At 46.5% G+C, this 24472-nt stretch carries 22 protein-coding genes; 13 read left to right on the top strand and 9 right to left on the bottom strand.

Annotation, left to right across the window (positions count from 1 at the left end; translation table 11 throughout):
* Positions 1-369 precede the first annotated feature (369 nt).
* On the bottom strand, positions 370-1623 hold the full coding sequence (locus AOT11_RS22540; protein ID WP_017422519.1) for an aromatic amino acid transport family protein: 1254 nt from the start codon (positions 1621-1623) through the stop codon (positions 370-372).
* A 359-nt stretch (positions 1624-1982) separates the two neighbouring features.
* Here AOT11_RS22540 and AOT11_RS22535 point away from each other — a divergent pair, with 359 nt between their 5' ends.
* The 4 genes from AOT11_RS22535 to AOT11_RS22520 all read left to right on the top strand — a co-directional run bounded on the left by AOT11_RS22535 (position 1983) and on the right by AOT11_RS22520 (position 7375).
* Entirely contained in the window at positions 1983-2720 is a 738-nt protein-coding gene (locus tag AOT11_RS22535) for a metallophosphoesterase (protein ID WP_017422520.1), read from the top strand.
* A gap of 95 nt (positions 2721-2815) precedes the next feature.
* The gene (locus AOT11_RS22530; protein ID WP_026050729.1) at positions 2816-3529 is read left to right on the top strand and encodes a sulfite exporter TauE/SafE family protein; all 714 of its coding nucleotides are present in this window, start codon (positions 2816-2818) and stop codon (positions 3527-3529) included.
* Positions 3530-3725: 196 nt separating this feature from the next.
* Entirely contained in the window at positions 3726-5633 is a 1908-nt protein-coding gene (locus AOT11_RS22525; protein ID WP_017422522.1) for a methyl-accepting chemotaxis protein, read from the top strand.
* A gap of 62 nt (positions 5634-5695) precedes the next feature.
* Positions 5696-7375 (top strand): pyridoxal phosphate-dependent decarboxylase family protein, encoded by a 1680-nt coding sequence (locus AOT11_RS22520; protein ID WP_017422523.1) that lies wholly within the window; start codon positions 5696-5698, stop codon positions 7373-7375.
* A 100-nt stretch (positions 7376-7475) separates the two neighbouring features.
* Here AOT11_RS22520 and gbpA read toward each other — a convergent pair whose 3' ends face one another.
* Entirely contained in the window at positions 7476-8933 is a 1458-nt protein-coding gene (gene gbpA / locus AOT11_RS22515) for an N-acetylglucosamine-binding protein GbpA (RefSeq protein WP_017422524.1), read from the bottom strand.
* 482 nt (positions 8934-9415) lie between these two features.
* Here gbpA and rarD point away from each other — a divergent pair, with 482 nt between their 5' ends.
* Positions 9416-10315, top strand: coding sequence for an EamA family transporter RarD (gene rarD, locus AOT11_RS22510; protein WP_017422525.1), 900 nt, complete (start codon positions 9416-9418; stop codon positions 10313-10315).
* 42 nt (positions 10316-10357) lie between these two features.
* Here rarD and AOT11_RS22505 read toward each other — a convergent pair whose 3' ends face one another.
* Positions 10358-10999 carry an START domain-containing protein gene (locus AOT11_RS22505; RefSeq protein ID WP_017422526.1) on the bottom strand — a complete coding sequence of 214 codons (642 nt, stop codon included), beginning with the start codon at positions 10997-10999 and terminating at the stop codon, positions 10358-10360.
* Positions 11000-11142: 143 nt separating this feature from the next.
* On the opposite strand from AOT11_RS22505, the gene yqfB reads away from it, so the two are divergent.
* Together yqfB and AOT11_RS22495 are read left to right on the top strand one after the other, a co-directional pair.
* Entirely contained in the window at positions 11143-11457 is a 315-nt protein-coding gene (gene yqfB / locus AOT11_RS22500; RefSeq protein ID WP_026050728.1) for a N(4)-acetylcytidine aminohydrolase, read from the top strand.
* Between the two features lie 291 nt (positions 11458-11748).
* Positions 11749-12354, top strand: a complete 606-nt coding sequence (locus AOT11_RS22495; RefSeq protein ID WP_039466709.1) for a phosphatase PAP2 family protein — start codon at positions 11749-11751, stop codon at positions 12352-12354.
* A gap of 112 nt (positions 12355-12466) precedes the next feature.
* Here AOT11_RS22495 and AOT11_RS22490 read toward each other — a convergent pair whose 3' ends face one another.
* Both AOT11_RS22490 and yfcC read right to left on the bottom strand, forming a co-directional pair.
* The gene (locus tag AOT11_RS22490) at positions 12467-13465 is read right to left on the bottom strand and encodes a succinylglutamate desuccinylase/aspartoacylase family protein (RefSeq protein WP_017422529.1); all 999 of its coding nucleotides are present in this window, start codon (positions 13463-13465) and stop codon (positions 12467-12469) included.
* A 156-nt stretch (positions 13466-13621) separates the two neighbouring features.
* Entirely contained in the window at positions 13622-15097 is a 1476-nt protein-coding gene (gene yfcC / locus AOT11_RS22485; RefSeq protein ID WP_026050727.1) for a putative basic amino acid antiporter YfcC, read from the bottom strand.
* Positions 15098-15391: 294 nt separating this feature from the next.
* Between yfcC and AOT11_RS22480 the strand changes: the two genes are divergently transcribed.
* On the top strand, positions 15392-16873 hold the full coding sequence (locus tag AOT11_RS22480) for a coniferyl aldehyde dehydrogenase (RefSeq protein ID WP_049798006.1): 1482 nt from the start codon (positions 15392-15394) through the stop codon (positions 16871-16873).
* Here the strand turns inward: AOT11_RS22480 and AOT11_RS22475 are convergent.
* From AOT11_RS22475 to AOT11_RS22465, 3 genes are all read right to left on the bottom strand, one after another.
* Positions 16832-17152 (bottom strand): c-type cytochrome, encoded by a 321-nt coding sequence (locus AOT11_RS22475; protein ID WP_017422532.1) that lies wholly within the window; start codon positions 17150-17152, stop codon positions 16832-16834. The genes AOT11_RS22480 and AOT11_RS22475 overlap by 42 nt on opposite strands.
* 72 nt (positions 17153-17224) lie before the next feature.
* Entirely contained in the window at positions 17225-18232 is a 1008-nt protein-coding gene (ltaE, locus tag AOT11_RS22470) for a low-specificity L-threonine aldolase (protein ID WP_017422533.1), read from the bottom strand.
* A gap of 18 nt (positions 18233-18250) precedes the next feature.
* The gene (locus tag AOT11_RS22465) at positions 18251-18766 is read right to left on the bottom strand and encodes an NUDIX hydrolase (RefSeq protein ID WP_011081043.1); all 516 of its coding nucleotides are present in this window, start codon (positions 18764-18766) and stop codon (positions 18251-18253) included.
* A gap of 275 nt (positions 18767-19041) precedes the next feature.
* Between AOT11_RS22465 and AOT11_RS22460 the strand changes: the two genes are divergently transcribed.
* The 4 genes from AOT11_RS22460 to AOT11_RS22445 all read left to right on the top strand — a co-directional run bounded on the left by AOT11_RS22460 (position 19042) and on the right by AOT11_RS22445 (position 23108).
* Positions 19042-20709: an ATPase RavA domain-containing protein gene (locus AOT11_RS22460; RefSeq protein WP_017422534.1), complete on the top strand. Its 1668-nt coding sequence runs from the start codon at positions 19042-19044 to the stop codon at positions 20707-20709.
* 9 nt (positions 20710-20718) lie between these two features.
* Entirely contained in the window at positions 20719-22164 is a 1446-nt protein-coding gene (gene viaA, locus AOT11_RS22455; protein WP_011151925.1) for an ATPase RavA stimulator ViaA, read from the top strand.
* 128 nt (positions 22165-22292) lie between these two features.
* Positions 22293-22634: an MmcQ/YjbR family DNA-binding protein gene (locus AOT11_RS22450; protein WP_026050726.1), complete on the top strand. Its 342-nt coding sequence runs from the start codon at positions 22293-22295 to the stop codon at positions 22632-22634.
* Positions 22635-22670: 36 nt separating this feature from the next.
* Entirely contained in the window at positions 22671-23108 is a 438-nt protein-coding gene (locus AOT11_RS22445) for an Mpo1 family 2-hydroxy fatty acid dioxygenase (protein WP_017422536.1), read from the top strand.
* 31 nt (positions 23109-23139) lie between these two features.
* On the opposite strand, the gene AOT11_RS22440 is transcribed toward AOT11_RS22445, so the two are convergent.
* The gene (locus AOT11_RS22440) at positions 23140-23760 is read right to left on the bottom strand and encodes a LysE family translocator (protein WP_011081048.1); all 621 of its coding nucleotides are present in this window, start codon (positions 23758-23760) and stop codon (positions 23140-23142) included.
* A 283-nt stretch (positions 23761-24043) separates the two neighbouring features.
* On the opposite strand from AOT11_RS22440, the gene rbsD reads away from it, so the two are divergent.
* Positions 24044-24463 carry a D-ribose pyranase gene (gene rbsD / locus AOT11_RS22435; protein WP_011081049.1) on the top strand — a complete coding sequence of 140 codons (420 nt, stop codon included), beginning with the start codon at positions 24044-24046 and terminating at the stop codon, positions 24461-24463.
* Positions 24464-24472: the final 9 nt, after the last annotated feature.

The following is a 24472-nucleotide window of genomic DNA, read 5'->3' as shown; positions in this document are numbered from 1 at the left end:
TAGAGGAGATTCGAACCCTAAAGTGGGAGCCGATTCAGAGTTTCGTTATCTCTGTTGGCGTGAATACTATCGCGATGTTGGCGTGTTTTGAAAATTTCACTCAATTGTCATAAAAATTTAATTTTGTTATGCGTTGTGTTCCGGGCGGGAAATAATAATACTGTCAACACAAACTGAAAAAACAATAATATGAGGAGAGTGGATATGCAGCATCAAGAAATGATTCAACCAACCCATCTTGGCGTAATTGGCCGAACTTGCATTTTATCTCTCGGTATTGTTGCAAGTTTTCTATTTCTAATTTGAACGCGCAAAGTTGCTGTGAACAGAATGAACAAGGGCTCCGTGGGAGCCCTTGTTCATTTTCGGTTAGATAATCGCAAACAGCAACGCAGAAACGGCCAGTAGCCCTGTCAGCAAAACAAACACAGTCGTGGCTTTACCACGATAGATTCTTAATGAATCAACTTGGTAAATAGCGTAAACCGGCATGATAAACAGGATCATAGCGATGACTGGGCCAGATAAGGTTTCCATCATGCCGAGAATGCTCGGGTTGATCACTGCAGCAATCCAAATTGAGATAAACAAGCTGACGATGGTCATTTTATCGGCGCGTTGAATTGGCATTGACGTGTGCTTGGTTAGCAATCCGTTTAGGCTTTCTCGTGCTCCTAAAAAATGGCCAAGGAATGACGACGTAATGGCGATAAATGCAACCAGAGGGCCAAAAGTCGCAATAAATGGGTTCTCTGTTGCATTGGCTAAATAGGAAAGTACCGACACATTTTGTGCTTTTGCTTGCGCCAATTGCTCTGGGCTTAAAGAGAGTACGCAGGAGAAAACAAACAGCAGTACAAAAGCAATCAGCATGATGCTGGTACGCTGAAGAATCTGTTCTGATTTACCATTCGCCTGCTCACCGTAATGGCGTTTTTGCACGCCAACGAAGCTGGAAATGGCAGCGGCATGGCTAAACGAGAAGATCACCACAGGCACGGCTAACCAGACGGTTTGTAGAAAATCGCCGGCAGAAGGTAGTGCCAAGGAAGGCAGTTGCCAACTCGGGATGAGATAAAGCGACAAAAACGCCAGTATGGTGGCGAGTGGGTAAACCATGGCTGCAAATGCACGCAGCATGAGCTTCTCACCGCCGAGCATGATGGCAATTAGGCTGAAAACCAATACACCAGACAGCAGCACTCGAGGCAATGATTCCATTCCCGCTTGATTGACCATAAAGCTGTCAACCGTGTTGGTGATGCCCACGCCATAAATGAGCAGAATGGGGAATATCGACAAGAAATAGAGCAAGGAAATCAGACGACCTGCTTTCGCTCCAAAGTGTTCCTCGACAACATCGGTAAAGTCCGCATCGGCTTGTTTTGACGAGAGCACAAATCGCGCAAGTGCACGATGGCCCCAAAATGTCATGGGAAACGCCAAAAGCGCTAACAGCACCAAGGGCCAAAATCCGCCGATTCCTAGGTTGATAGGCAGAAAGAGAATGCCAGCCCCCACGGCGGTGCCGAATAAACTCAATACCCAATGAGTGTCGTGTTTTGTCCAAGTTTTAGTAGGCAGCGTGTCACTAAAATTTAACGTTTCTCGAGATTCTTTCACTTAATACTCGCATGTATAAGAATTATAATTTTGCAAATGTTATCGACTTTAGAGATATATATCACATCGATGTTGTAGCGATATGTGCTGCGATTTGTCACATTATGTAAATTATCTCGCCGTCACTTTTTCATCAAATTGGTTATGTGAGCTAATTTGGTTTTTATCTGTGGTTTATTATTCTGAATTTTTGTTATTTTCTGGATGTAGGTGTTGTGTTCGAAGTGGTGAAAAATACATCATTTTTGATGGAAAGCGGCCTGTTTGTTATGCCTCTTCTTGCTTAAGGTGTGACGATGGAGATTCCGTTACACTGCCATTTTTACGCTAGCGGATGAATGCATCAAAAGGATTTGAGGATGGAATTTAAGCATCGGTTTATCGATGGAAGCCGATATCAACGGATTTTTGTGATTGGTGATATCCACGGCAAATTGGCCTTGTTACAGGACACACTCAAACGCGTGGATTTTCACGGTGAACGCGATCTGCTGATCTCCGTCGGTGATCTGATTGATCGCGGCCCCGACTCGGTTGGCGTTTTGGATTACTATCAAACGCATGATTGGTTTGAAGCGGTGATGGGAAACCATGAATGGATGATGGTCAACGCGTTGGATGCACAAAACAAACTGGAGCGTTCAGAGAAGGAAGCGTACTTCATTAAAATATGGCATCGAAATGGCTGTGAATGGTCGCAAAATCTAACCGGTGCTGAAAAACAGAGGCTGCGGGATGCGGTAGCCCAATTGCCGAGCGTGATTACGGTGGATTTGGAAGATGGCCGCCGCTTTGGCATTTCACATGCTCAGCCCCACTCGCTAGATTGGAACGAAATGATCGATTGGCAAGGAGATATGTGGGACAACCCTCGCTGGATTTGGGGAAGAACGCGTATTGTGGAAGAAGAGCCACAAGCGATTGCCAATGTTGATTTAACACTACACGGGCACACTCGCAGTGACGGGGTGAAAATAGTGGCCAACAGTCTCTTTATTGATACGGCCTCCAACGACGATTATCAGGGTGCATTTAGCCTTTATGAACTGCGTACGGGCGAGGTTTTTGTTGGGGTAAAACAGAGCGCACTCGTTTAACGGTTATCAGTGATTGAGAACCGAACACGATACAGGTACATTAGTGCGAGCGAACTATTTTTCCGTTGTATTGAGTGGTAGAGGAAGAGACCAAGATGCCAGAAACATCTGTATTGTTAGCGGTTTTTTTGATTTTTCTTGGCTCGTTTGTGCAAACAGCAATTGGCTTTGGTTTAGCCATTGTTTCGGCACCCTTGTTGATTATGGTTGCTCCAGAATATGTACCAGCGCCTATCTGTCTAGTGGCACTGTTTATCTCCATTCTCAATGCGTTCAAGCACAAAAGCAGTGTTGAGATTGGCGGCCTAAAAATGGCGTTGATCGGTCGAGTGCCAGGCTCGATTGCAGGCGGGGCTTTATTGGTATTGGTCAGCACCAATGTATTGGCCTTGTGGATCGGCATACTGGTATTGTTTGCTGTGGCGGTAAGTTTGCTGCCATTTCGCATCGAACCCACTCCCATGCGTATGACGATAGCGGGTTTCTTTTCTGGCCTATTTGGTACAAGTTCAGGTATCGGTGGGCCGCCAATGGCATTGTTGCTTCAGCACCAAGAAGCGAATCAGTTACGCGGTAATCTTTCAGCGTTTTTTGTTTTTAGCTCGCTGATATCACTTCTCATCCAGATCCCAGCTGGTTTCTTCACCCTGTATCACCTAAAAATCACGTTACCTTTAATTCCGGCAGCTTGGCTGGGTTACAAGTTGGCCCTATTAACGACAGCAAGCTTACCAAAAGAGCAGATCCGTATCGGTGCTTTAACCCTTTGTGGTTTAAGTGGCATTGGCGCGGTTTGGCAAAGTTTTTAATGACTTAGGTTTATTTCATAAAATAAACAAATAGTTTCATATAAAATTAGTTTTATATTTTCCAATACCCTAGCTATGTTTATAGAGTTGGCTGGGTGTGCTTTTGGTTCCAAATCGGCATTTGTCGAATATAAATTAGAAAACCAAGTGCTCCCAAAATAAACAGATCTTGGCTATCGGGTAGATAGGGGGAGCTATGAATCTAGGCTTTAAATCGCGCATTTATTCCAGCGTGGCGTTGTTGGTTGCCTTATCTTTAGGCATCTTGGGTACGCTAAATATCATTTCTTTAAAAGAAAAGATGGTCTCATCTTTGATTTCTGAAACTCAGAATAAACTCAATTATCACGTTGATGAACTGCAACACGCGGTGACGACACAGCTTAAAGCGGTTGAGTTAGGGGCGCGTCATTTTAATGCTCAGCTCAGCGACGAGCAGAATGTTAATCTTGTGCGCCTTCTGGCTGAGAGTGCTGGTATTTCGAACATCATCATGGCCTATGAAGATGGCCGATCGTACATGTCTCTCCACAAGTCCGGTATTAGTACCTCGGAGCAAAACTTCAACCAAAGAGAGTGGTATCAAAATGCCAAAAGCGGCAACAGTGCCAAACTCACCGATATTTATGTTGATAAAATTACCGGTGAGAAAGTGGTCAGTGCAACGATGCCGGTTTATTACCAAGGTCAGTTCCAAGGGGTTTTACTCGGCGATATCTTGTTGTCGGACATCATTAAAATGGTGAGTGATATGCGCTTTGCTGGTGGAGCGGCAACGTTAACCGATAAAAATGCGGTGTTTTTTGCCAGTGACGATCCCAATGATATTGGGAAGACTCCTTCACAAGTGAGCCCCGTTTTTGGTGATATGGAACGTGCTTTTTTTAATCAGCAGCAAGGCCATTTGCAGTTTCCTTATCTTGGTATTGAGTTTGATGGCTATTTCCAGCGTGTCAATTTAACCCAAGATCAATACTGGACCTTGATGGTGTTTGTCGATCAGGACACCGCGTTGGCGGGGGTACGAGAAGCGCAAAATGAAGCGATCGTGACAGGGGTGATCTTACTTCTGGTCAGTGCGGTGGTGATGGTGTTAACACTGGAGCATGCTTATAAACCATTGCTCAAATTGAAAAAAACCGTACTAGGATTATCAAAAGGTTCTGGCGATTTAACCGCGAGACTGACGGTTGAAGGGGGAGATGACCTTGCGCAGATCAGTGAAGGGTTCAACCGCTTTGTGCAGAGCTTACAGGGCATGATGTTGCAAGTGTCTGAAGCAAGCCAAAATATTTCCTCTAACATTGTGCAGCTCAATCAAACGGCGGTGGAAAACGAAAAAGTGTTGATCACCCACTCAGCAGAAACCGATCAGGTGGTAACGGCAATTACCGAGATGAGTGAAAGTGCGCGCTCAGTGGCGGAAAACGTCACTCAGTCGAATAGAATTACCGAAGGTGCGAGTAAAGAAGCCAAGCAATCTCTAGAGATTGTCAACAACGCGGTGACTACCGTCAGTGCCTTGGTGAACGATGTGGAGGAGATGTCCAATCGCATTGTCAGCATGAACCAAGACGCCAACAAAATCAGTGAAGTGTTGAACGTGATTGGTGAGATTTCTGAGCAAACCAATTTGCTGGCATTGAACGCCGCGATTGAAGCGGCACGCGCTGGTGAACAGGGCCGCGGATTTGCCGTTGTCGCCGATGAGGTACGTGCTTTGGCTGCGAGAACGCAGAACAGTACGACAGAAATTTCAGAAATGTTGTCAAAACTGCTCGATGGTACCTCTAGCGTGGTTGCATCAATGGAACGCACTAAACAGCAATGCCAATCAACCGCCAGCAAGACGTCGGAAGTCTCCAACAGTCTCAACTTAATGAGCGGTTCTGTACGAGATATTGATGATGTCAGTACGCAAATTGCCGCAGCGACGGAAGAGCAAAGCACCGTGGCGGCTGAGCTAAGTCGCAATATGCTGGCCATTCGAGATATTGTCACCAATCTGGTGGCAAGTGGCCGTCAAACGGTTGCTGCGACGGAGTCTCTGGCCGATTCCAACCACGAACTCGATAAACTCGTGTCCAATTTCAAACTGCAATAACGGTTGTTACTTTGTAGCGGGCACTATAGGCCCGCTATCGTTTCTTTGTTAGGAGCGAGTTTATGACGAAATTAATGGTTCATGCTTGGCTAGAGAAACAAAATAACCAGATATCGCAGCATTTTGCCTATTGTCACCAAAAACTGGTCAAACAGTTCTTTTCCCGCGATCCCAATTTGTGGCCGATCTACAAAATTAAGCAAGTGGCTGAGTTGGTTGGGCATAAACGTAATCTCACCATGCCAACCAATCCCATTTTGTCCAAAAGGCTGGCTGCAGACAGTTACATTCCACACGCTTCCAGCCAAGTGATTAAGCCGTTCGAGCCGTTAGCACTTTTTGCGGCTGGACACAGTAAAAACTGGGATGATCCAAGCGCAGTGGAAAACGTCATTTCAACACCGAGTGATCCTGCCATTCATGGTGCGCTGTTGGCCACCATCGCAAATCCCAATTTGGTTTACAGCGAGTACGCTGGGCGAGCCACCGAATTAGAAAGTGTTGTGGTACGGCAAATCGCAAACCTAGTAGGATACGATGACCAAAAAGCCACGGGGCTTTTCACGCAAGGCGGGACGTTTTGCAACCTCTACGGTTATTTACTTGGGTTACGCAAGTGTTTCCCTGATTCAGCCACAACGGGTATTGGGGATAAGAAACTGGCGTTTATCAATTCCCAAGCGGGGCACTACTCCAACGTCACCAATCTTTCACTACTTGGTGTGGATATGAGCAAACAACTGCTTCGCACCAAGGTCAATGAAAACAACCAAATTGACCTCAATGATCTGGCAAAGCAATTTGAGTATTGCATTCGCCATGAAATCACCGTCCCGACGATTTTGTTGACCTTTGGCACCACCGATACTTTTGCGATAGACGACGTGGCTGCCGTTTACTTGTTGCGAGAGCGCTTATGTCGCCAGTATGGTTTGAACTACCGGCCACACATTCATGTTGACGCTGCCGTCGGTTGGACACTGCTCTTTTTTAAAGAATATGCTTTTGAGCGGAATGAATTGGCGATAAATACCGCAACCTTAGAAGGATTAGAGGTCACCAATGCCTTAGTCAAGGGCTTGCGCTACGCCGATTCCATCACCATTGATTTTCAGAAGTGGGGCTATGTACCTTACACCTCCAGTTTGATTTTGGTGAAAGATCGTCAAGATATGCAGGCGTTAAAACACGATGCAGAGTATTTCTCCTATTTCGAAGCGCAACAACGTAATCAAACGCATCTTCAATCCACCATCGAATGTTCTCGCAGTGCGGTGGGGGTATTTTCCGCTTATTCTGCGTTAGAGAGCATTGGCATTGAAGGGTATCAAATGCTGATCGCACACGGCTTGCAGAATGCCAATTATCTGCGCTGTTTGCTCTCTAAATTACGCAATTGCAAAGTGGTCTCTGGCAGTAATCAAGGCCCTTGTGTCACTTTTCGTCTCTATCCGCCAGAGATGGAAGAGAGTGCGCAAGCACTGTTTTACCGAGAACGACGGCTTATCAGGCAAAAGGCGTATATGGAAAGTATCGTTAGCAGCGCGACCTACCATCGCAATAACTTCTTAGCGAGAAAAGGTCGTTATTTGAAAACCAATTGGGTCGATTCGATTGCCAGAACCGATTACAACGAAGCAGGGCATTGCCTTTTTTTACCCGGCGAAAAAGCGGTGTTCCTTAACCCCAACACACAGCGGCGAAGCATTGAGCTGTTTGTGGCCAATTTGAATGCCACTTAGGGCGGAAAAGAACAGGTTAACGCGAGATAAAAAAAAAGCGATGCCAATTGGCATCGCTTTGGTCGTTATGCATGTGATAAATCACATATAGGGGAAAGGTTTACAGTTTGTCCCACGCCATTTGCCAGTGTGAGCCAGTGCCCGGCTGGTATTGCGTTGCGGTTGGTGTCCATTGAACACAGTAACCTGAGTATGGGAATGGCTTACATTGGTAAATGGCACCGTCATTAGCGAGCACTTTGGTGCTTGCCGTGTACGAGCTCAAGCCATCTGGGAAGACAAAATCGTAATCGTTACTTGGCGGTGGTGTTTGCGTTTCCGTCAGCATGAAGTCAGACGTTTGCTGTTTTTGCAGTGTGCCGTCTTTGTCTAGGACTTTCGTCACCAGCATATGGTGACCTGCTTCGGATTTACTTAATGTCATGGTGACCGCTTTGTTCTCACCATCTGTCATTGCAACCGTTTCAAAAGCAAGCGGCTCTTTGTGGTGGTTATAGATGGTCAGTTCCGTCGTAATATCGCCAGTTGCTTGTAAGCCTAAATCGAGCGTTACAGGCGCATCGCCAATTTGATACTCAGAGGCCAAACCCGATAGGGTGACGTCGTACTCAGGTGCAGGGGTTTCAATTTTATAGCCGATCTCGACACGCTGCAGGTTGCTGCCAGACTTAAGGAAAATTGGGTTAGTACCATAAACCGGAACGAATTGATTTTGTTCGTTGAGCTGACCTGCTGCGATCTCGCTTTGGGTTTGGTTAATTTTCACCGCGAGAGCGTGTGACCAATTGTTTGCTACTGTCATCGCGTCGCTGTCGATCGCCAGTTCTGTCGTGTAGGCCGGATTCTCACCCGCGAGATCAAATACGCGTGTAAAGACGGTGTCACCAACATTGAGGTTCATGGTTGGAATGATCTGGCCACCTTGTTGCCAATCTGGCAGAGCAGGGCCATCTCCATCGAATTTGACATCAATGACATTGTAGAAAGAGGCAGCGGTGTCACCCACATCCCAAACCGCCAAAATCACTTGGTAGCCTTCTCGTTCAGGTACATTACATGTGTGGCTAACGCGTTTCGGCGGTTGAACCATGCCACCGTCCACGACGCAGAAAGGGGTGAGATCGAATGAGGCGCGAGCAAGTGGTTGGTTTGGATTCCAATCTGGTTTGGTGATGTAATATTTCCAATCTTTGGTCACGTGATTGGCGGTAAAGGTCCACTCAAAGTTTTGCGCGCCAGCTTGAATCGGGCGTTTTACCCAGCGGTCTGCGGTTTGCTCATCAAGTGCGTTGGCTAACGCGCTCTCGGCGCTGGCAATTTTACCATCGCGCGGACCAGACGCAGGGAAGCCATCTGGCCCTTCAACGCTTTGCGGTTCATATTGAATCGCGCCACAGTTGGTGTTTTTTTCCCCAGTTGACGCAGCGAACTTACACAGTGTCACACGAGCTTCAGCGACACCATTTTCCACTGCAGAAACATAACCATGGCTCATTGCGGTTCCGCTTACGACGGATAGAGCAATGGCCAGTAAGGTTTTTTGCGGTTGTTTTTTCATAACATACTCTTTTTGATTGCTGACTTTATTTGGCTATATTGCCAATCTTCAACCACAGCATACGCATGTTATTCCCAAGGCGATGAATGGCTCGTAAAGAGCCCACTGACGTGCTTGGTGAGAACACTCTCTTGTGAGAGCGGCGGCCCCGCTATCTTGGGTTTCGTAAAAAATACCGACAGACCGGAAGCTTTGCCTATGTGTGATGTCAGGCATAATTTAGGATGAGAATAACGAAGAGGCGAATTAATTGATTGGATTTGGAATTAATTTCTCGAAAAAGAGTGATGAAATAAACAGATGATTTAGAAGCGTTATTTATAGGTGTGGATATATTAATTAAACCAATTAAACGCAGTGTTTAATATAAGTGATCTATGTAAGGGAGATATTTTGTGATTCTATGTATTTGCAAAATATCATAGCGAAAAATGGAGTGTAGAGTTAGAATTGCCACGTCTTTACTATGTCATCGAGCACTTATGAAAACCACCAGCTATGGCAATATCATGGCGGCCATCTCCTTTCTTATTTGGGGCCTGACACCAATCTATTACCGTTTGATGCCGTCTGCTCAAATGGATGAGCTGTTGGCTATGCGCATCATTGCTTCTGTTCCAGTTGGCTTGGTGCTCGTGTACTTCATTACAGGCAAGTTGCCTGAATTTCGTCGAGTTTGGCACGATAAGCGATCGCTACTTTATACCTTGATCGCCGCGTTGCTGATGTGCATCTCATGGTCCACCTTCACTTGGGCGCTGACCAATGATCGCGTGATTGATGCCAGTCTAGGTTTTTTCATTAGCCCGTTAATGATGGTGGCACTTGGCGTGTTGGTGCTTAAAGAAACGCTCTCTCCGGGAAAAAAACTGGCGATCTTTTTTGCCGCTTTAGGGCTGGGGTATCAAATTGTCCATTACGGTGAAATTCCGTACGTTGCATTAACTATGGGGGTATTTTTTACCCTCTACGGTTTTTGTAAAAAGAAAATAGCCTACGATTGGAGCACGACATTATTTTTTGAAGCATTACTACTTGCTCCTGTGGCCACTATTTATATGGCGATGAAATACGCGCAAGGCGACGCGGTTTCCCTTTCCTCCGATCTTTCAACGCTCTTATTATATTTGGGTAGCGGACCGGTCACCATCGCGCCCCTTATTTTTTATTCCATTGCTATTCGTTATACCAATATGACGAACATTGGCCTGATGCAATATATTGAGCCAACGTTACAGTTTCTCCTTGCCGTGTTTATTTTTGCTGAGTATTTCGACCAAGTGAAAATGGTGAGCTTTGGCTTGATTTGGTTTGGTTTGCTGTTGACGATTGCAGAAACATTGGCAAACAGAGTCAAACGCCGCTCTGTTCGTTTAACGTGATTTGATAACGGATAACGAATAGCAGATGATGATCGATCGAGGCTACTCGGAAATGTGTGGATGCCGAAGGTGTTGAAAACGCGGTAATTGCTCACGTAAGCCCTCAAATGTGGCGCGCGCACTTTCCTTGGCCAGCTTGTTCACTAACCAATCGGGTAGGGCACCGCCAGGATTAGCGAACGCGGTGTATTCAATGTGAGTGGTGTCGTTGGTGAGCTTATTCAGTACCCAGCTCGCTTTGACTTGCGTGATACGAATGTAGCCAGGATCCCGAGGGAAAGCCGTCTCAGGTGCATCGCTGATCTGCAAGGTGAATCCAGCTTCATCTAGGCTGTACTTTGAATAAGTCAGCATATCGCGATTTTGTGCAGGCCAAGGTGCCGCAAATTGGGTGTAAACGATGTTTTCTCGCGGTGATAGCTGTTGCACAACGTGGCTGTGAGCAACATTATCAATCCAGTTAGATACGTTGTCAGTGTCTTCGAGTAATTTCAAAAATGCGGCATAGCTGGTGGGGAAAAACATTTGAGCACGAATCTCCACCAAGCCATCTGTGTGCTCACGATAATGGATGGTGATACCATTGTCGCTGGAATCAAAAATCCAACCTTGCTGTGGCGATGCCAAAGTCGCAGGGTGGAATAAAAATAAACAAAGGCTTAGCAGTAGAATTATCCGTTTCATATCAGCTCTTTCCGTGTTTTAGGTTACTCATTCAAACACATATACAACGTTATGAAAATGCGCATTGCATCAGTTCACTGATTTAAGTGTATGACGAATGCATTCTAATGCCCTTTTTGGCTGATCAAATAGAAGAGGTAGTGATGACAGCACCAACCAAAATGACTTTTTTCTCACGTTTTGAAGCAGACATTCTTGCAGGCAAGAAAACCATCACAATTCGCGACGAGTCAGAAAAGGACTATCAACCAGGAACCACAGTTGAAGTCTCGACACTAGAGGAAGGGCGTGTTTTCTGCCAACTGAAAATCTTAAGCGTAGAACCTATTGCATTCTCGGCGTTGAATCAGTTTCATGCAGAACAAGAAAACATGACGCTGGAAACGTTGAAAGAAGTCATTCAAGAAATTTACCCTGGGATAGAGCAGTTGTACGTTATCCAATATCAACGAGTATAGCCTGTTGAACTTCGCGGCAGTTGCATAATGCAAATCTATTTTTGCAATTTGCATTATATTGGCTTGGTTTATCGACCAATATGAACCTTGTTTATCTGCATTTTGGTTAAAAATGTAGCAAATAATAGGATTGGTGTACGTTTTTAAAGTTGGCACGCTTTCTGCTTTAATAAGATTGACCCTTTTTAAGCCGAGGGTCACCTAGCCAACTGACGTTGTTAGTGAACCTGATTGTTCACAAATATATACAGCCAATCACCTCTTATTGTGATTGGCTTTTTTTTATTCTCAATGTCACCCAAATGGTTTGGTGCACAGTTTGGCGCAAACATTAGCTTGTTTGTGATGAGGTATTTCATGAAACGTTGCTGTTTTACAACGCTTGCTGCAGGCGCATTATGTGCTGCGCCTGTTTATGCTCAAGGCTCTAAAGGGTGGGAGACGTTTAGTGACGTCGGAGCGTACGGCTTGGTCGCCACCGCAGCGGCAGTGCCACTCTATAAAGAAGACTGGCAAGGCTTTTGGCAAGCGGGGTTGAGTATTGGCACCGCATCTGCCGTCGGTCTATTGGGAAAAGTGACCATTGAAGAAGAAAGGCCAGATAAATCAGGTTTTGATAGTTTTCCCTCCAATCATACCGCCAATGCGTTTGCTTCCGCGACGACGCTGCAAATTCGCTACGGTTGGCAGGCGGGTTTACCTGCTTACACGATTGCAACTTTGGTTGGCGTGGGGAGAGTGGAGGCGAAGAGGCACTACTGGCGTGATGTGATCGCAGGTGCTGCTTTAGGCACGCTGTCAGCGTGGATCTTTACTGACGCCTACGATGAAAATGTCCAAGTGCTGCCGTGGGTGAGCCATGATGGTGCAGGTATCCATGTTGCTTATCAGTTCTAAATGAGGGTTTATCTCCAAGAGCTGAACCTGACATCTTGAAGTCACTTGGGCATCTCAATAACACATTGATAAAAAAGGGCGATTGGTGCCACCAATCGCCCTTTTTTGTGATTTATGAGTGAATCAATCTCACCACCAGTGCGCCTGCCGCGCGCATGGATTCAATATTGTGACTGAGTACGATACCGGCTTTCGGTGCGTGGTAACGCCAAACTTCATCACCGAAGCTGTCATATTGAATCGCCAGCAGCTCTCCTTGTTCGACCGATTGCATCATGGTCACTTGTGGTAGGATAAAGCCACCGAGCTCAGCGCGAATAGAGGTCACGCTTTGCCCTTCAAAGGCCGGCTTAGGTGCGTTGCTATCGCCTTGGATGACGTTATGATATCTCAGAATATTGGCGATGCCAGCAGCGGTGCGAGCAACCAAGTCGCTTTCGGTATAACGCCCCATACCCACTTCAATGGTGATACTTGGGATACCATGCTGATTCCATACTGTTTCCAGCACGCCTGCGTCGCCAGGATCATTCAAAATCGCGTCGGGTCCTGCAAGGCGCGCCATTTCCAATGATTGAGCAAGACGAAAATCAGCAAAAATATACAGAGGATAGATAGCGCCACTGGTTTGAGTGTGTAGATCGATCGCCAGTTCAGCATTGGGTTTTAATACATGGTGCCAAATAGCGTGCAGATAGCGCTGTGCTTCATTGCCTTTGTCGTCACCCGGGAAAAAGCGGTTTAGATTCGCAGGAGAAACGTCTGGATCGGCAGAGTAAAAATCGCGGCTGTGGTTGAGCATACCCGTTAGATTAATGGTGGGTAGGATGGTCACGCAGCCTGCCATAGACTGGCCCACTAAATCGCGTGCAACCTGCTGGGCCGCCAGCACACCATTGTATTCATCACCATGAACACCAGCGGTAATGACAAACTTCTTCCCTGATTCGGTGCCTTTGAAAACGAGGACAGGCATGTGTTGCCACTGACCAAGTGCATTGGTTGCAATGCGGAACCAAAATTTGTGTTCTCCCGCGGGAAGATCATCCACGTTGAGAGATTGGATTACTTGGTGACCTTGAATAACGTCATCTAAGTAGTGTGTTGTCATGAAACGGTAAACTCCAAATTAGTCATTACTCGCGAGCGTCACTCAATCGCCACGGAGCAAAATTAAAAAAAGGCGAGAATGGATCTCGCCCTTATCAATTGGGATAGCTAAGTCCAGCCAACTTTTTGCCAACTGGCTTGCAACAAACGGTTTTGCTTACGCAAAGCCCATCAAATGCGCTGCGACCACAACAATGCTCGATAGAGTAAAGAGTAACAGCATAAAGCGCCAGCAGAATTTAGCCCAGTCACCCCAGTCAATGCGGCATACGCCAAGCGTCGCCATTAGAGAGGCTGAGGTTGGCACAATCACGTTGGTAAACCCATCACCAAGCTGGAATGCCAATACTGCGACCTGACGAGTAACCCCCGCGATGTCTGACAGTGGTGATAGTAATGGCATGGTGAGTGCCGCTTGGCCAGAACCCGACGTTACAAAGAAGTTGAACACCGATTGGAATACGTACATCAACCATGCGGCCATCACATCAGGCAAACCGCTGATCACACCGCCAGCACTGTTGAGAATGGAGTTTAGGACGCTCGCTTCATCTGTCGTACCGCCACCAAGAATCAGCAATACGCCTTTTGCGCAGCCCACCAACAGAGCGGGGGCAAGCATGATGCTGGCGCCTTCTTTAAACGCGTCTGCGGCATCATTAAGAGTCATGCCATTGAGACGGAAAACAGTACCAATAATGGCCACGACAAAACCCATGGTGAAGAACTGCGAAGCAATTTCAGGAATATACCAAGCGTAAGCCACAACGCCCCATACCACCCAAATGGTCACAGCAATCACAGTCAAAATCACTAAAGTGTCGCCCAGGTTCCAACGAGAGTCATGGCTTCCTAACTCTTGCTGACGGAAATAGGCATCGGTACGACGGCTGTAGGAAAATTCTGGATTGGCCTTGATGCGCGAGGCATAAATCATGGTAAAGGCGATGCCGATTAGCGTGAAACCTACCCATAGCGCCATACGCACCGTCATGCCTGAAAGCACGGGAATACCGGCAATCCCTTGGGCAATCGCCACGGAAAATGGGTTCATCCAAGAGGTGGCGAAACCAATTTGTGTCGCAACGTAAGTGACCATCACGGTAGTGATACCATCGTAACCCAGTCGCACCATCAAAGGCGCGATGATAATGGCGAACGCAACGGCTTCTTCACCCATACCAAACACGGCACCACCAAGTGAAAACAACAAAAACAGCACAGGAATGAACAAAGCCTCACTCCCTTTGGTTTTGTCGATCAGGCGCAGAATGCCATTATCGATGGTACCCGTGCGCATCACGACACCGAACGCACCACCAATCACCAGCATAAACATGATGACGCCAATCGCGCTGCCCCATTTCGAGCCAGAAACCAGCCCTTCAAACGGGAAGTTCATCAACCCAATGCCACCGCCAGAGGCGAAAAGTCCCACACGGTTGTAGACCAATTCGCCGTGTTCATCGGTGGCATAGCTGAAAGAAGATGGGTCGATAACGGTGCGTGTTTTTTCTGCACCATCAACCATATAGCTAACTTGTTGGCTGTCGAAGTGACCCGCAGGAATAAGATAAGTAAGAATGGCTGCGAAAATACCAACAATAAAAATCAGAATAAGCGTATCTGGCATTTGCCAAGATTTCTTGCTCACGGCTGCGTCAACCGAATGAGAATGTGTGTGAGACATGTCTGTTTTCACGTTAAGTTAAAGGAGAATGGAATATCATTAAATTAGAATAAAAAGTCAAACCCTCTGCCTTTTGTAAACACAATATTCGACAATTTATTGATCTAAAGACAAATAGTTCGTGTGGCACGAATTAAATGGGTGTATCAATGCGTGAAAATCATCACTGTCATTTATTGAACAAATACTCAAATAACGCGTATAGTGGTTTGGTCAGCATTTATAAGGAGTAGGCGCATGGAGTTAAAACAGCGATTGAGTCAACAGCTCAAAGAAAGTCGCGATGCGTTTCTAAGAAACCCATACCCCACCTACCAAAAAAGACTCGAGAACCTCAACAAACTTGAATCGCTCATCAAAGCGCATCAAGCTGAGATCATCTACGCCATCGAACAAGACTTTGGTACTCGTTCAATCAGTGAAACGGGATTACTCGAGCTGTTTACCAGTATTGAAACCATTCGAGATGCCAAAAAACAGCTTAAGAAATGGATGAAGCCAAGTCGTCGACATACCTCTGTCTGGTTTTTTCCTGCAAAAAACAGAGTTGTCCCTCAGCCGTTAGGTGTGGTGGGCGTCATTGTGCCGTGGAACTATCCACTGATGCTTACCATTGGTCCTCTGGTTGCGGCGCTGGCGGCAGGAAATCGCGTGATGCTCAAAATGTCGCAAAATTCGCCGCATTTAGCTCAGTTGTTGGTCGAGCTGTTTGAAGCGCAGTTTAATCGTGACGAAGTCGCCATTTATGCGGATGAAGCCGAGATGGGGCCTGCGTTTTCCAAGCTCAAGTTCGACCATTTGCTGTTTACCGGTTCAACGAAAACGGGACGGGCGGTGATGCAATCCGCAGCCAATAATTTGGTGCCAGTGACCTTAGAGTTGGGTGGGAAATCGCCCGTGATCTTAGATGAAAAATTTGATGTGAAGATCGCACTAGAACGCTTGCTTGGTGGCAAATTGTATAACTGTGGTCAAACGTGTATCGCGCCTGACTATCTGTTTGTGCCTCAATCTCGATTGAACGAAGTCGTCGAAACCACCAAAGCCATCATGGCGAAACGCTTTCGCACAATTCAACATCCAGATTACACCTCGATTATCGATGCCAATGCTTTTGAGCGCTTAACGCACCTTCTCAGCGACGCCAAAGAAAAAGGCGCGAAGCTCATCAACTGTATTCCAGATTCTGAACCAGAGCGAGGCAGTCGAAAACTGCCATTCTATCTAGTGACAGAGGTGGAGAGCGATATGGCGGTGATGCAAGAAGAGATCTTTGGACCGATACTGCCGATCATCACTTATCAACATATTGACGAGGTGTTCCACTACATTGCTCAGAGGCCGCGTCCTTTAGCGTTATACCTCTTTAGTGAAGATAAGTGGCTACAGAAAAAGATCACGCAAGAAACACTGTCTGGTGGTTTGTGTATCAACGACGTCATGCTGCATGTCGCACAACACGACTTGCCGTTTGGTGGTGTCGGTGAGAGCGGCATGGGGCATTATCATGGTCGAGAAGGCTTTCACACCTTCTCGAAGTTAAAGCCCGTGATGACCCAATCTCGATTTGCTCTCACGCCGCTGTTTTATTCCCCTTACAGCGGTTTCGCAAAATCGATTCTTAACGTCATGATCAACCGAAAGATCGGCAATTATGAGTCGGCCATTCAGCAGAAACTAACGAGTTTGCTGCGCATAATAGGCCGCGACGTCTCTTAAGTCTTGATCATTCAGGCGTTGTAATTGTGCCTGCATCATATCGGCTAGCGGACCTGTCCGTTGGCCGTTTTGATAGCTTTTCATGGAATCAAACAGATATTGTTCGTTTTGGCCTGCGAGATGCGGGTAAGCATTATTGGCCGCTACGCCAGTTGTGCCGTGGCAAAAGACACAACTTGGACTTTTGACTTTGCCGAGTTCAGGATTACCTTGAAGAGCGTTTGCGTGAGCGGTGAAGGTGAAAGCAGTGGCGATGAGGCACAGAATGGGTCTTAACATGGCGGCTCCAAACTAAACTTGTTGTGTCGCAGCATAGAGCTTCCCCTAAGGGGAAGCTCAAGAGTAAAGACGTTAGCCGAGGAAGAATCGCAACTTTTCTAGAAATAGATCAATATCTTGGCGAGAAATATCTTTGTGAGTCACAAAACGAATCGGATTTCCCGGGGTAATGATGATCGATTCTTTTGCCAATTTTTGCGCAATCGCGTTGATGTCGATACCGTCATCCAGTTTGGCAAACACAATGTTTGTTTGCACGAAATCAGGATTGACATGCACACCGGGCAACTCAGACAAACCCTGCGCCAATGCTTTGGCATTGGCATGATCGACTTTTAACTGAGCCACTTGTTCGGTCAAGGCTAGCTTACCCGCTGCGGCTAAAATACCCGCTTGGCGCATGCCGCCACCGACCATTTTGCGCAAACGTCGTGCTTTTGCGATGTATTCTTTCGAACCCAGCAGCAGAGAACCCACCGGAGCGCCCAATCCTTTGGAAAGACAAATGGTCATCGAATCAAAATACTGAGCGATGTCTCTTACTGGGACATCCAACGCCGTTGCTGCGTTATAAACACGAGCACCATCAAGATGGAGTTTAAGATTGTGTTTATCGACGAAAGCGCGTGCCTCTTGCAAATAGCTCAAAGGCAGCACTTTACCATTGATGGTATTTTCAAGGCTCAGCAGCTTAGTGCGCGCAAAGTGGCTGTCATCGGGTTTGATGGCAGCGGTTAGCTTGTCAAACGGCAACGTGCCATCTGGATTGTTCTCAATCGGTTGAGGTTGGATGGAACCCAATACTGCCGCACCGCCAGCCTCGTAACGATAGTTGTGCGCTTGTTGGCCACAAAGATACTCATCACCGCGTTCACAATGCGCCATCAAACCTAGCAGGTTTGCTTGCGTGCCTGAAGTGGTAAAGAGCGCAGCTTCAAAGCCTGCTTCTTTGGCGGTAAAGGCTTCCAGTTCATTTACGGTTGGGTCATCGCCGTATACATCATCGCCGACGATAGCGTTAGCCATGGCCTCGCGCATGGCGGGAGTAGGGCGAGTTACGGTGTCAGAACGAAAATCCATAGTGTCTCCTCATGTTGGCTATATATAGCCGCAAAGCTTGGCTTTGCTTAAGCAAGCAATGGTTTTGGCGTCGCTAATGCTGCCATCTCTTATTTTTTCTTCGAGTTGTTCAAGGGATAAGCTGACCACTTGAATCACTTCATCTTCATCGCATTGATAGCGATTGGTTTGTGTCAGTTTCTTGGCCACAAACAAGTATTGAATTTCGTCGCAAAACCCCGCCAGCGGTGTGACTTGGCCCAAAGAGATAAACTCCTCTGCGCTGTAGCCAGTTTCTTCTTCCAGCTCGCGTTCCGCACAGTGCTGAGGATCTTCACCTTGTTCTTTGGTGCCGGCAGGGAGTTCTAGTAACCATTTTTTCAGGGAAGGACGAAATTGATTAATCAGTATGATGTTGCCCTCTTCCGTGACGGGAAGGATGACAGAGGCGCCCGGGTGCTGAATCGTTGTGTGCGCGATGGCGTGTCCAGTCGGGAGTAGCACCTCTTCTTCTATTAGGGCGATATTTTTCCATTTATGTATGACGGTGCTCATAGATGTGTCATTTTCCTAGCTAACGGTCTCATGATGAGAAGCCAACAAGATACGCACAAAAGCCGATAAACGAAAGTTCTTATTAGAGAACTGCCCAGATATCGTTTGCGTAATCAGTGATTTTTCTCCCATAATTGCAATCTTTGTTTGCTGCGGAACACTGAAAAAGCGGTTCTGCTATAAGAGCTTGTCATAAAAAAATGCACTTGTAACAAAGTGATAACAAATGTATAAAAGTACGTATACCATAACTGAAGAGAATTAGGAGTAACGTAATGATTCGCCCCTCTTTTGCGTCTAATGCAGATAAAGCGTTACTTTCTGAAAGAATTAACAAATTGTCGGCCGCGTTAGCCGACGGCGTGTATGAAAGAGAATACACCATTAAACTCTGTTTGCTGGCGGCATTAGCTGGTGAAAGTGTTTTCTTACTTGGCCCTCCTGGTATTGCAAAAAGTTTAATCGCTAAACGACTTATTCAGGCCTTTGATAACAGTAGTTATTTCGAATACTTAATGACGCGCTTTTCAACCCCTGAAGAAGTGTTTGGTCCGCTCAGTATCCAAGAGTTGAAAGACAACGGACGCTACGTTCGCTTGACAAAAGGCTACCTACCCACCGCGCAAGTGGTGTTTCTTGATGAAATTTGGAAAGCTGGCCCTGCCATTTTGAACACCTTGCTGACCGTGGTGAATGAGAAAACATTCAAAAACGGCAGCGATATTGAACGTGTTCCGATGCGTTTGCTTATCTCGGCTTCCAATGAGTTACCTGACGAAGACAGTGGCTTAGATGCGCTATACGACCGAATGTTGGTGCGCGTGTTTGTTAACCGAATTCAGAATAAACAGAACTTTAAATCCATGCTCACCGTGGGTACACCGGAGGAAGCGCGTATTCCTGAAGGGCTTGCGATCACCGATGAAGAGTATCATCAGTGGCAGAAGGCTCTAGAGTCGCTGAAACTAAGCGATCGTGTGTTTGAAAAACTGTTCCAACTGAAAACCATGCTGGAAGAGAAAGCCGAATCGGTAGGTGTCGATGTGGCGGAGACGGATCTCTACGTTTCTGACCGACGTTGGAAAAAAGCCGTGCGCTTACTCAAAGCCAGTGCGTTTTTTAATGGTCGCGACGAGATCAACCCTCTTGATTTGCTGCTGCTGCAAGATTGCTTGTGGAACAGCCCAGAGTCGCGTGAGGTCGTGACCTCGGTTATCCAAGAGTTTGCGCTTAACTACGCATTTGATCAAAAGGAAGTACAAAGTCAAATCGACTATTGCCGAGAAGAGTTGGCGGACATCCAACAAGAGCTGGAAGAGCAATATGGCATTGTGCTTTCGATGGAATCGTCTGCTGGTCTGCTGCGTAAGGGCAAAGAGGTGCATACTTTTGACACGTCAGAAGCTCGTATTTACAGCGTTGGCCCAACGCGCAACTTGGTCAAATTGGTGCTGCTACAAAGCAACATGTCTGTCTCTGAATCTGAACGTGGTGATAGCCGCTGGGTGTATGTACAGAAGGATGAACTCGACCGAGTGATCAAAGAAGGTCAGGGTGAGCTTTATGGTTTCGTAAACCAAAACACCAACTTATGCCGCTTGAAATTTGATCTGGATGCATCCAACAACTTGGTGATCAGAGACATTGCCAACCGTGCGGTGTTGGTCAGTTTGGTGACTAAAGATGGTCTAAATGAAGAACATTACCAGAAATGGGCAGAGAAATGTGACAGCGCGTTTAGTAAGCTCACTGACGCAGAACATCATTTACGTAAAGTTCGCTCGGATTTCCACGGTGCGTTGCCGCACAACTTTATCGACCCTGAGTTACCAAGAATGATGGAAGCGACGATCCAACAGGTATCGCATACTTTGGAAAGTGTAAAAAGCGAGAGTGAGAAAACCATGTTCCGTATTAAACACCTCAACGAATACTTCTCGTAAGGAATTAATATGTTAGGAGCCGATGGCCTAAACCTTGCCTTAATGATTGCAGACTCAGGGATTGTTGAGTCTGCGGTGAACGATCTGATGGCACGTTCACAGTTAATGGTGATGGCAGAAAACCGAGGAGTGAAAGCCTCGGTGAAAAACCATTTGTCCAAATGGCGTGGCAGCGTAAAGCGCCGCATTACCAAAGTGTGTGAAACAGAACGCTTCCAACAAGAATTGTCGCTCTATCAAGAAGTGATTCATCTGACGGAAAATGAGTTTTTCGAACGCATTGATGATGTCGTGCGTAAGTTGGAATGGCATTCCGCCTTCTATCTACAAGCACGACGCTTGCTCGACAAAAATAAAGGGTTAAATAACCCAATGTTTCCTCACTATTTCTGCGATCAGTGGTATCAAAGTCTGTTTGAAGCGATCAAGCAAGCCCAAGTGACTGAACTGGAAGCCAATAAAGAGAAGGTCCTCAACGATCTTTATCAGCGCATGGAAACCATGAAGAACATGGACAAAGTGACGGATTCTGGTGATGAAGGAAGCGTGGGGCGACTTTGGGACATGGCATCGGCCAAGCTCAGTAAAACAGACGTTTCTGTCATGAAGCGCTACGCTGAGTTTCTTAAAAAGAACAATGGTTTACAGGAAATTGCTGAGCAGTTAGGTCGCATGGCCAATGAAGTGGATGATCCCGATCTGCAACGTACTCCGGCAGAAGAGTTGCAGATGGTCGAGGAGAAAAGTGACGAAGCGACGGATGATATCGTCGGCATCCATGAAAGTGATGATCTCAACAAACTGCTGCCAAACGAAACCATGTTTTTGGCCTACCCAGAACTGGAAGTGGTGTTCTACAAACATTTGGCCGACAAACGTTTGATGAATTATCGCGTGCAGGGCAAGTCGAGAACGCTGCGTAAGGTGAGAGCGCAAAAGCCGGACAATCAGCAAGTAGAGATTGAAAAAGGGCCGTTTGTACTGTGCGTTGATGCATCGGGTTCGATGAGTGGTTTCCCTGAGCAGAGTGCCAAAGCAATGGCTTACGCGCTGATGCAGATTGCGTTAGCCGAAGGGCGTGATTGCTATGTCATCTTATTCTCAACAGAGCAAATTACTTATGAGCTGACCAAGCAAGATGGCCTGCGCGAAGCGGCGGATTTTCTTACCTACACATTTCACGGCGGCACCGCATTTGAACCTGTACTGATGAAATCGATCGATCTTATGAGTGGGGATAAATACCGCAATGCGGATTTAGTGGTGTTATCGGATTTTATTGCCCCTAGACAGTCAGAAGAAATGCTGGCGAAAGTAGAGGCTTTGAAAGAACAAAAGAACCGTTTCCACGCTGTCAGTTTGTCGAAATATGGTAACCCTGCGTTGATGTCGATGTTCGACCATTGTTGGGCTTATCACCCAGGCCTAGTTGGGCGCTTATTGAAAAAGTGGTAAACGAAGAAGAGCTCCTCGAGCTCTTTTTTTGTGCCGTTTCACAATCTTGCATGTCGTGATTTAACTTCAACTTAAGCCGTGGCATGGTAAGTACAATGTAAGCCATAAAAACGGTTGAAGGATTGATGATGACCACCAAAGAACTTGAAGCCTACCTTGATACTTTTGTTTGCGCAGAAAGCAGCTTTCCGTTTGGCCCGGAAGCCTTAGTCTTTAAGGTCAAAGACAAAATGTTTGCGATTCTAGCCAGCCGAGAAGGGCGAGAATACATTACACTTAAAGCGAAGCCCGAAGATGGCGAAGTGTTAATGTCTCAGTTTGAATCCATCACACCGGGTTACCACACCAATAAGCGTCACTGGATCACTGTGTACTTAAATGGCGATGTGGAATCGGGTTTGATTGAAGATCTGTGCCAACGCTCATATCAATTGGTGGTGGACAAGCTGCCTAAGTCGCAGCGTCCTTAAATCAAGTGATGCAATAAGACTACTGGGGGTAAGGGAATGCGCTCATTAGAACAATGGCTGGATGCCTACGGTGAAAGTCATCAAAACTCGACCAATCAAAAAATCCATACCTTTGCTGTGCCGGGGATTTTCTTTTCGATCGTAGCGTTGATTTGGTCGCTGCCTTCGCTTCCTCTGCCTGTTTTATCGCTGAATTGGGTCTGGGTTGTCGCTTTGCCTGTTTGGTGGTTCTACTATCGGCTGTCGCTTAGTGTCTTTTTGATGATGCTGGGTTATACCCTTGCCAGTATCGCGCTCGCATGGAGTGTTGAACTGTTGGGGATGCCCTTAGCCGAGATGGCTGTTGGTCTCTTTATTGTTTTGTGGATTTTTCAATTTGTTGGCCACAAGATTGAAGGGAAGAAGCCTTCGTTTTTTGAAGATCTGAAGTTTTTGCTGATTGGTCCAGTTTGGGTGTTTATGCGTCATAAATAATGGCGCATAAACAGATTTCATATAGAAGGCTTTAGCTGAAAAACAACCAGATACCGACGCCAATCATCAAACTACCAGCAATTCGGTTCAAGCGACGCACGTTTTGTGATTGACCAAGCAAGCGTTTCAAACCTTTACCGCCAGTGGCGTAGAGCGTCATACAGACAAACTCCGAAATCAGAATAATTCCGACCAGCAGAAAAAGCTGTGGTGGTAGTGGCGCGCTTTTGTCAATAAAAGGGGGTAGGAGAGAAATCATAAATGCCCAGCCTTTCGGATTGGCAATGGCAGTAATGAACCCTTGCATGATCAATTGCCAATTATTCGCGCGGCTGACAGGGCCAGTTTCAGCAGAAAGAGACAGCTTTCCACGAGAGCGCCACATTTGGATACCTAAGTAAACCAAATAGGTCGCGCCCAATATTTTGAAACTAATGAACAGCATGGGGTAATTGAGCATAACGGCGGCAATACCGACGACCGCTGCAACGGAAACAACCGCAACACCAACCAGCTCTCCGAGCATCATCCAAAGTGTGCGTTTATATCCGATGCTCATACCAAGGGTTAAGGCTAAAGTCATACACATCCCCGGGGTGATAGAGACAAAGAAAAAGGTTGGGATGAAAGCAGAAAGTAGCGCGAAGTTCATGGAGCGAAAATGCCTCACAATATGGGACAAAAGTAACGTAAAGATACAATTACTAACAAATAACTCTGCATAGCATACTCAATTCGTGACATTTGTCGAAATGTATTTGTGACTAATCACGCTGTTTTCTTTCCCTATTCCACTTCGAAAACGATCTCAATCACACATTGATACAAAGCCGATAGAAAATTTCCATTCGCGTTCTATTATCTCATCGAAACGTTTCGATGAGATTTTTTCTCTAACGCGAATCGATAGAGTTCACCCAAATTGAGAAACAAAAATGAAAAAAAGTGCCCTGTTAAACTCTGAACTTTCCTACCTCGTGGCCACCTTAGGCCACACGGACGAGATCACGATTTGTGATGCTGGTTTGCCGATCCCAGACGGCGTCTCTCGCATTGATTTGGCGTTGACTCACGGTGTGCCAAGTTTTATTGAAACCGTGCGAGTGATGCTCTCTGAATCGCAAATCGAAGGGGCAATTGTGGCCACGGAGTTTGCAGAGGTAAGCCCTGAGCTTTATCAGGCATTAGTGGCTGAGCTTCAATGTGAAGAAGAAAAAACAGGCAAAGTGTTGTCACTGACGCATGTTTCTCACGAAGAGTTCAAGCAACGTACGGAGTCGAGCAAAGCGGTGGTGCGCACCGGTGAATGCACCCCTTACGCCAATGTGATTTTTCAAGCTGGCGTTGTGTTCTAACCCATTGAC

This window comes from Vibrio vulnificus NBRC 15645 = ATCC 27562, from assembly GCF_002224265.1.
GTDB classification, from domain to species: Bacteria; Pseudomonadota; Gammaproteobacteria; order Enterobacterales; family Vibrionaceae; genus Vibrio; species Vibrio vulnificus.
The sequence above is the reverse complement of the archived record's forward strand: the minus strand, read 5'-3'. Positions and strand labels throughout refer to the sequence as shown.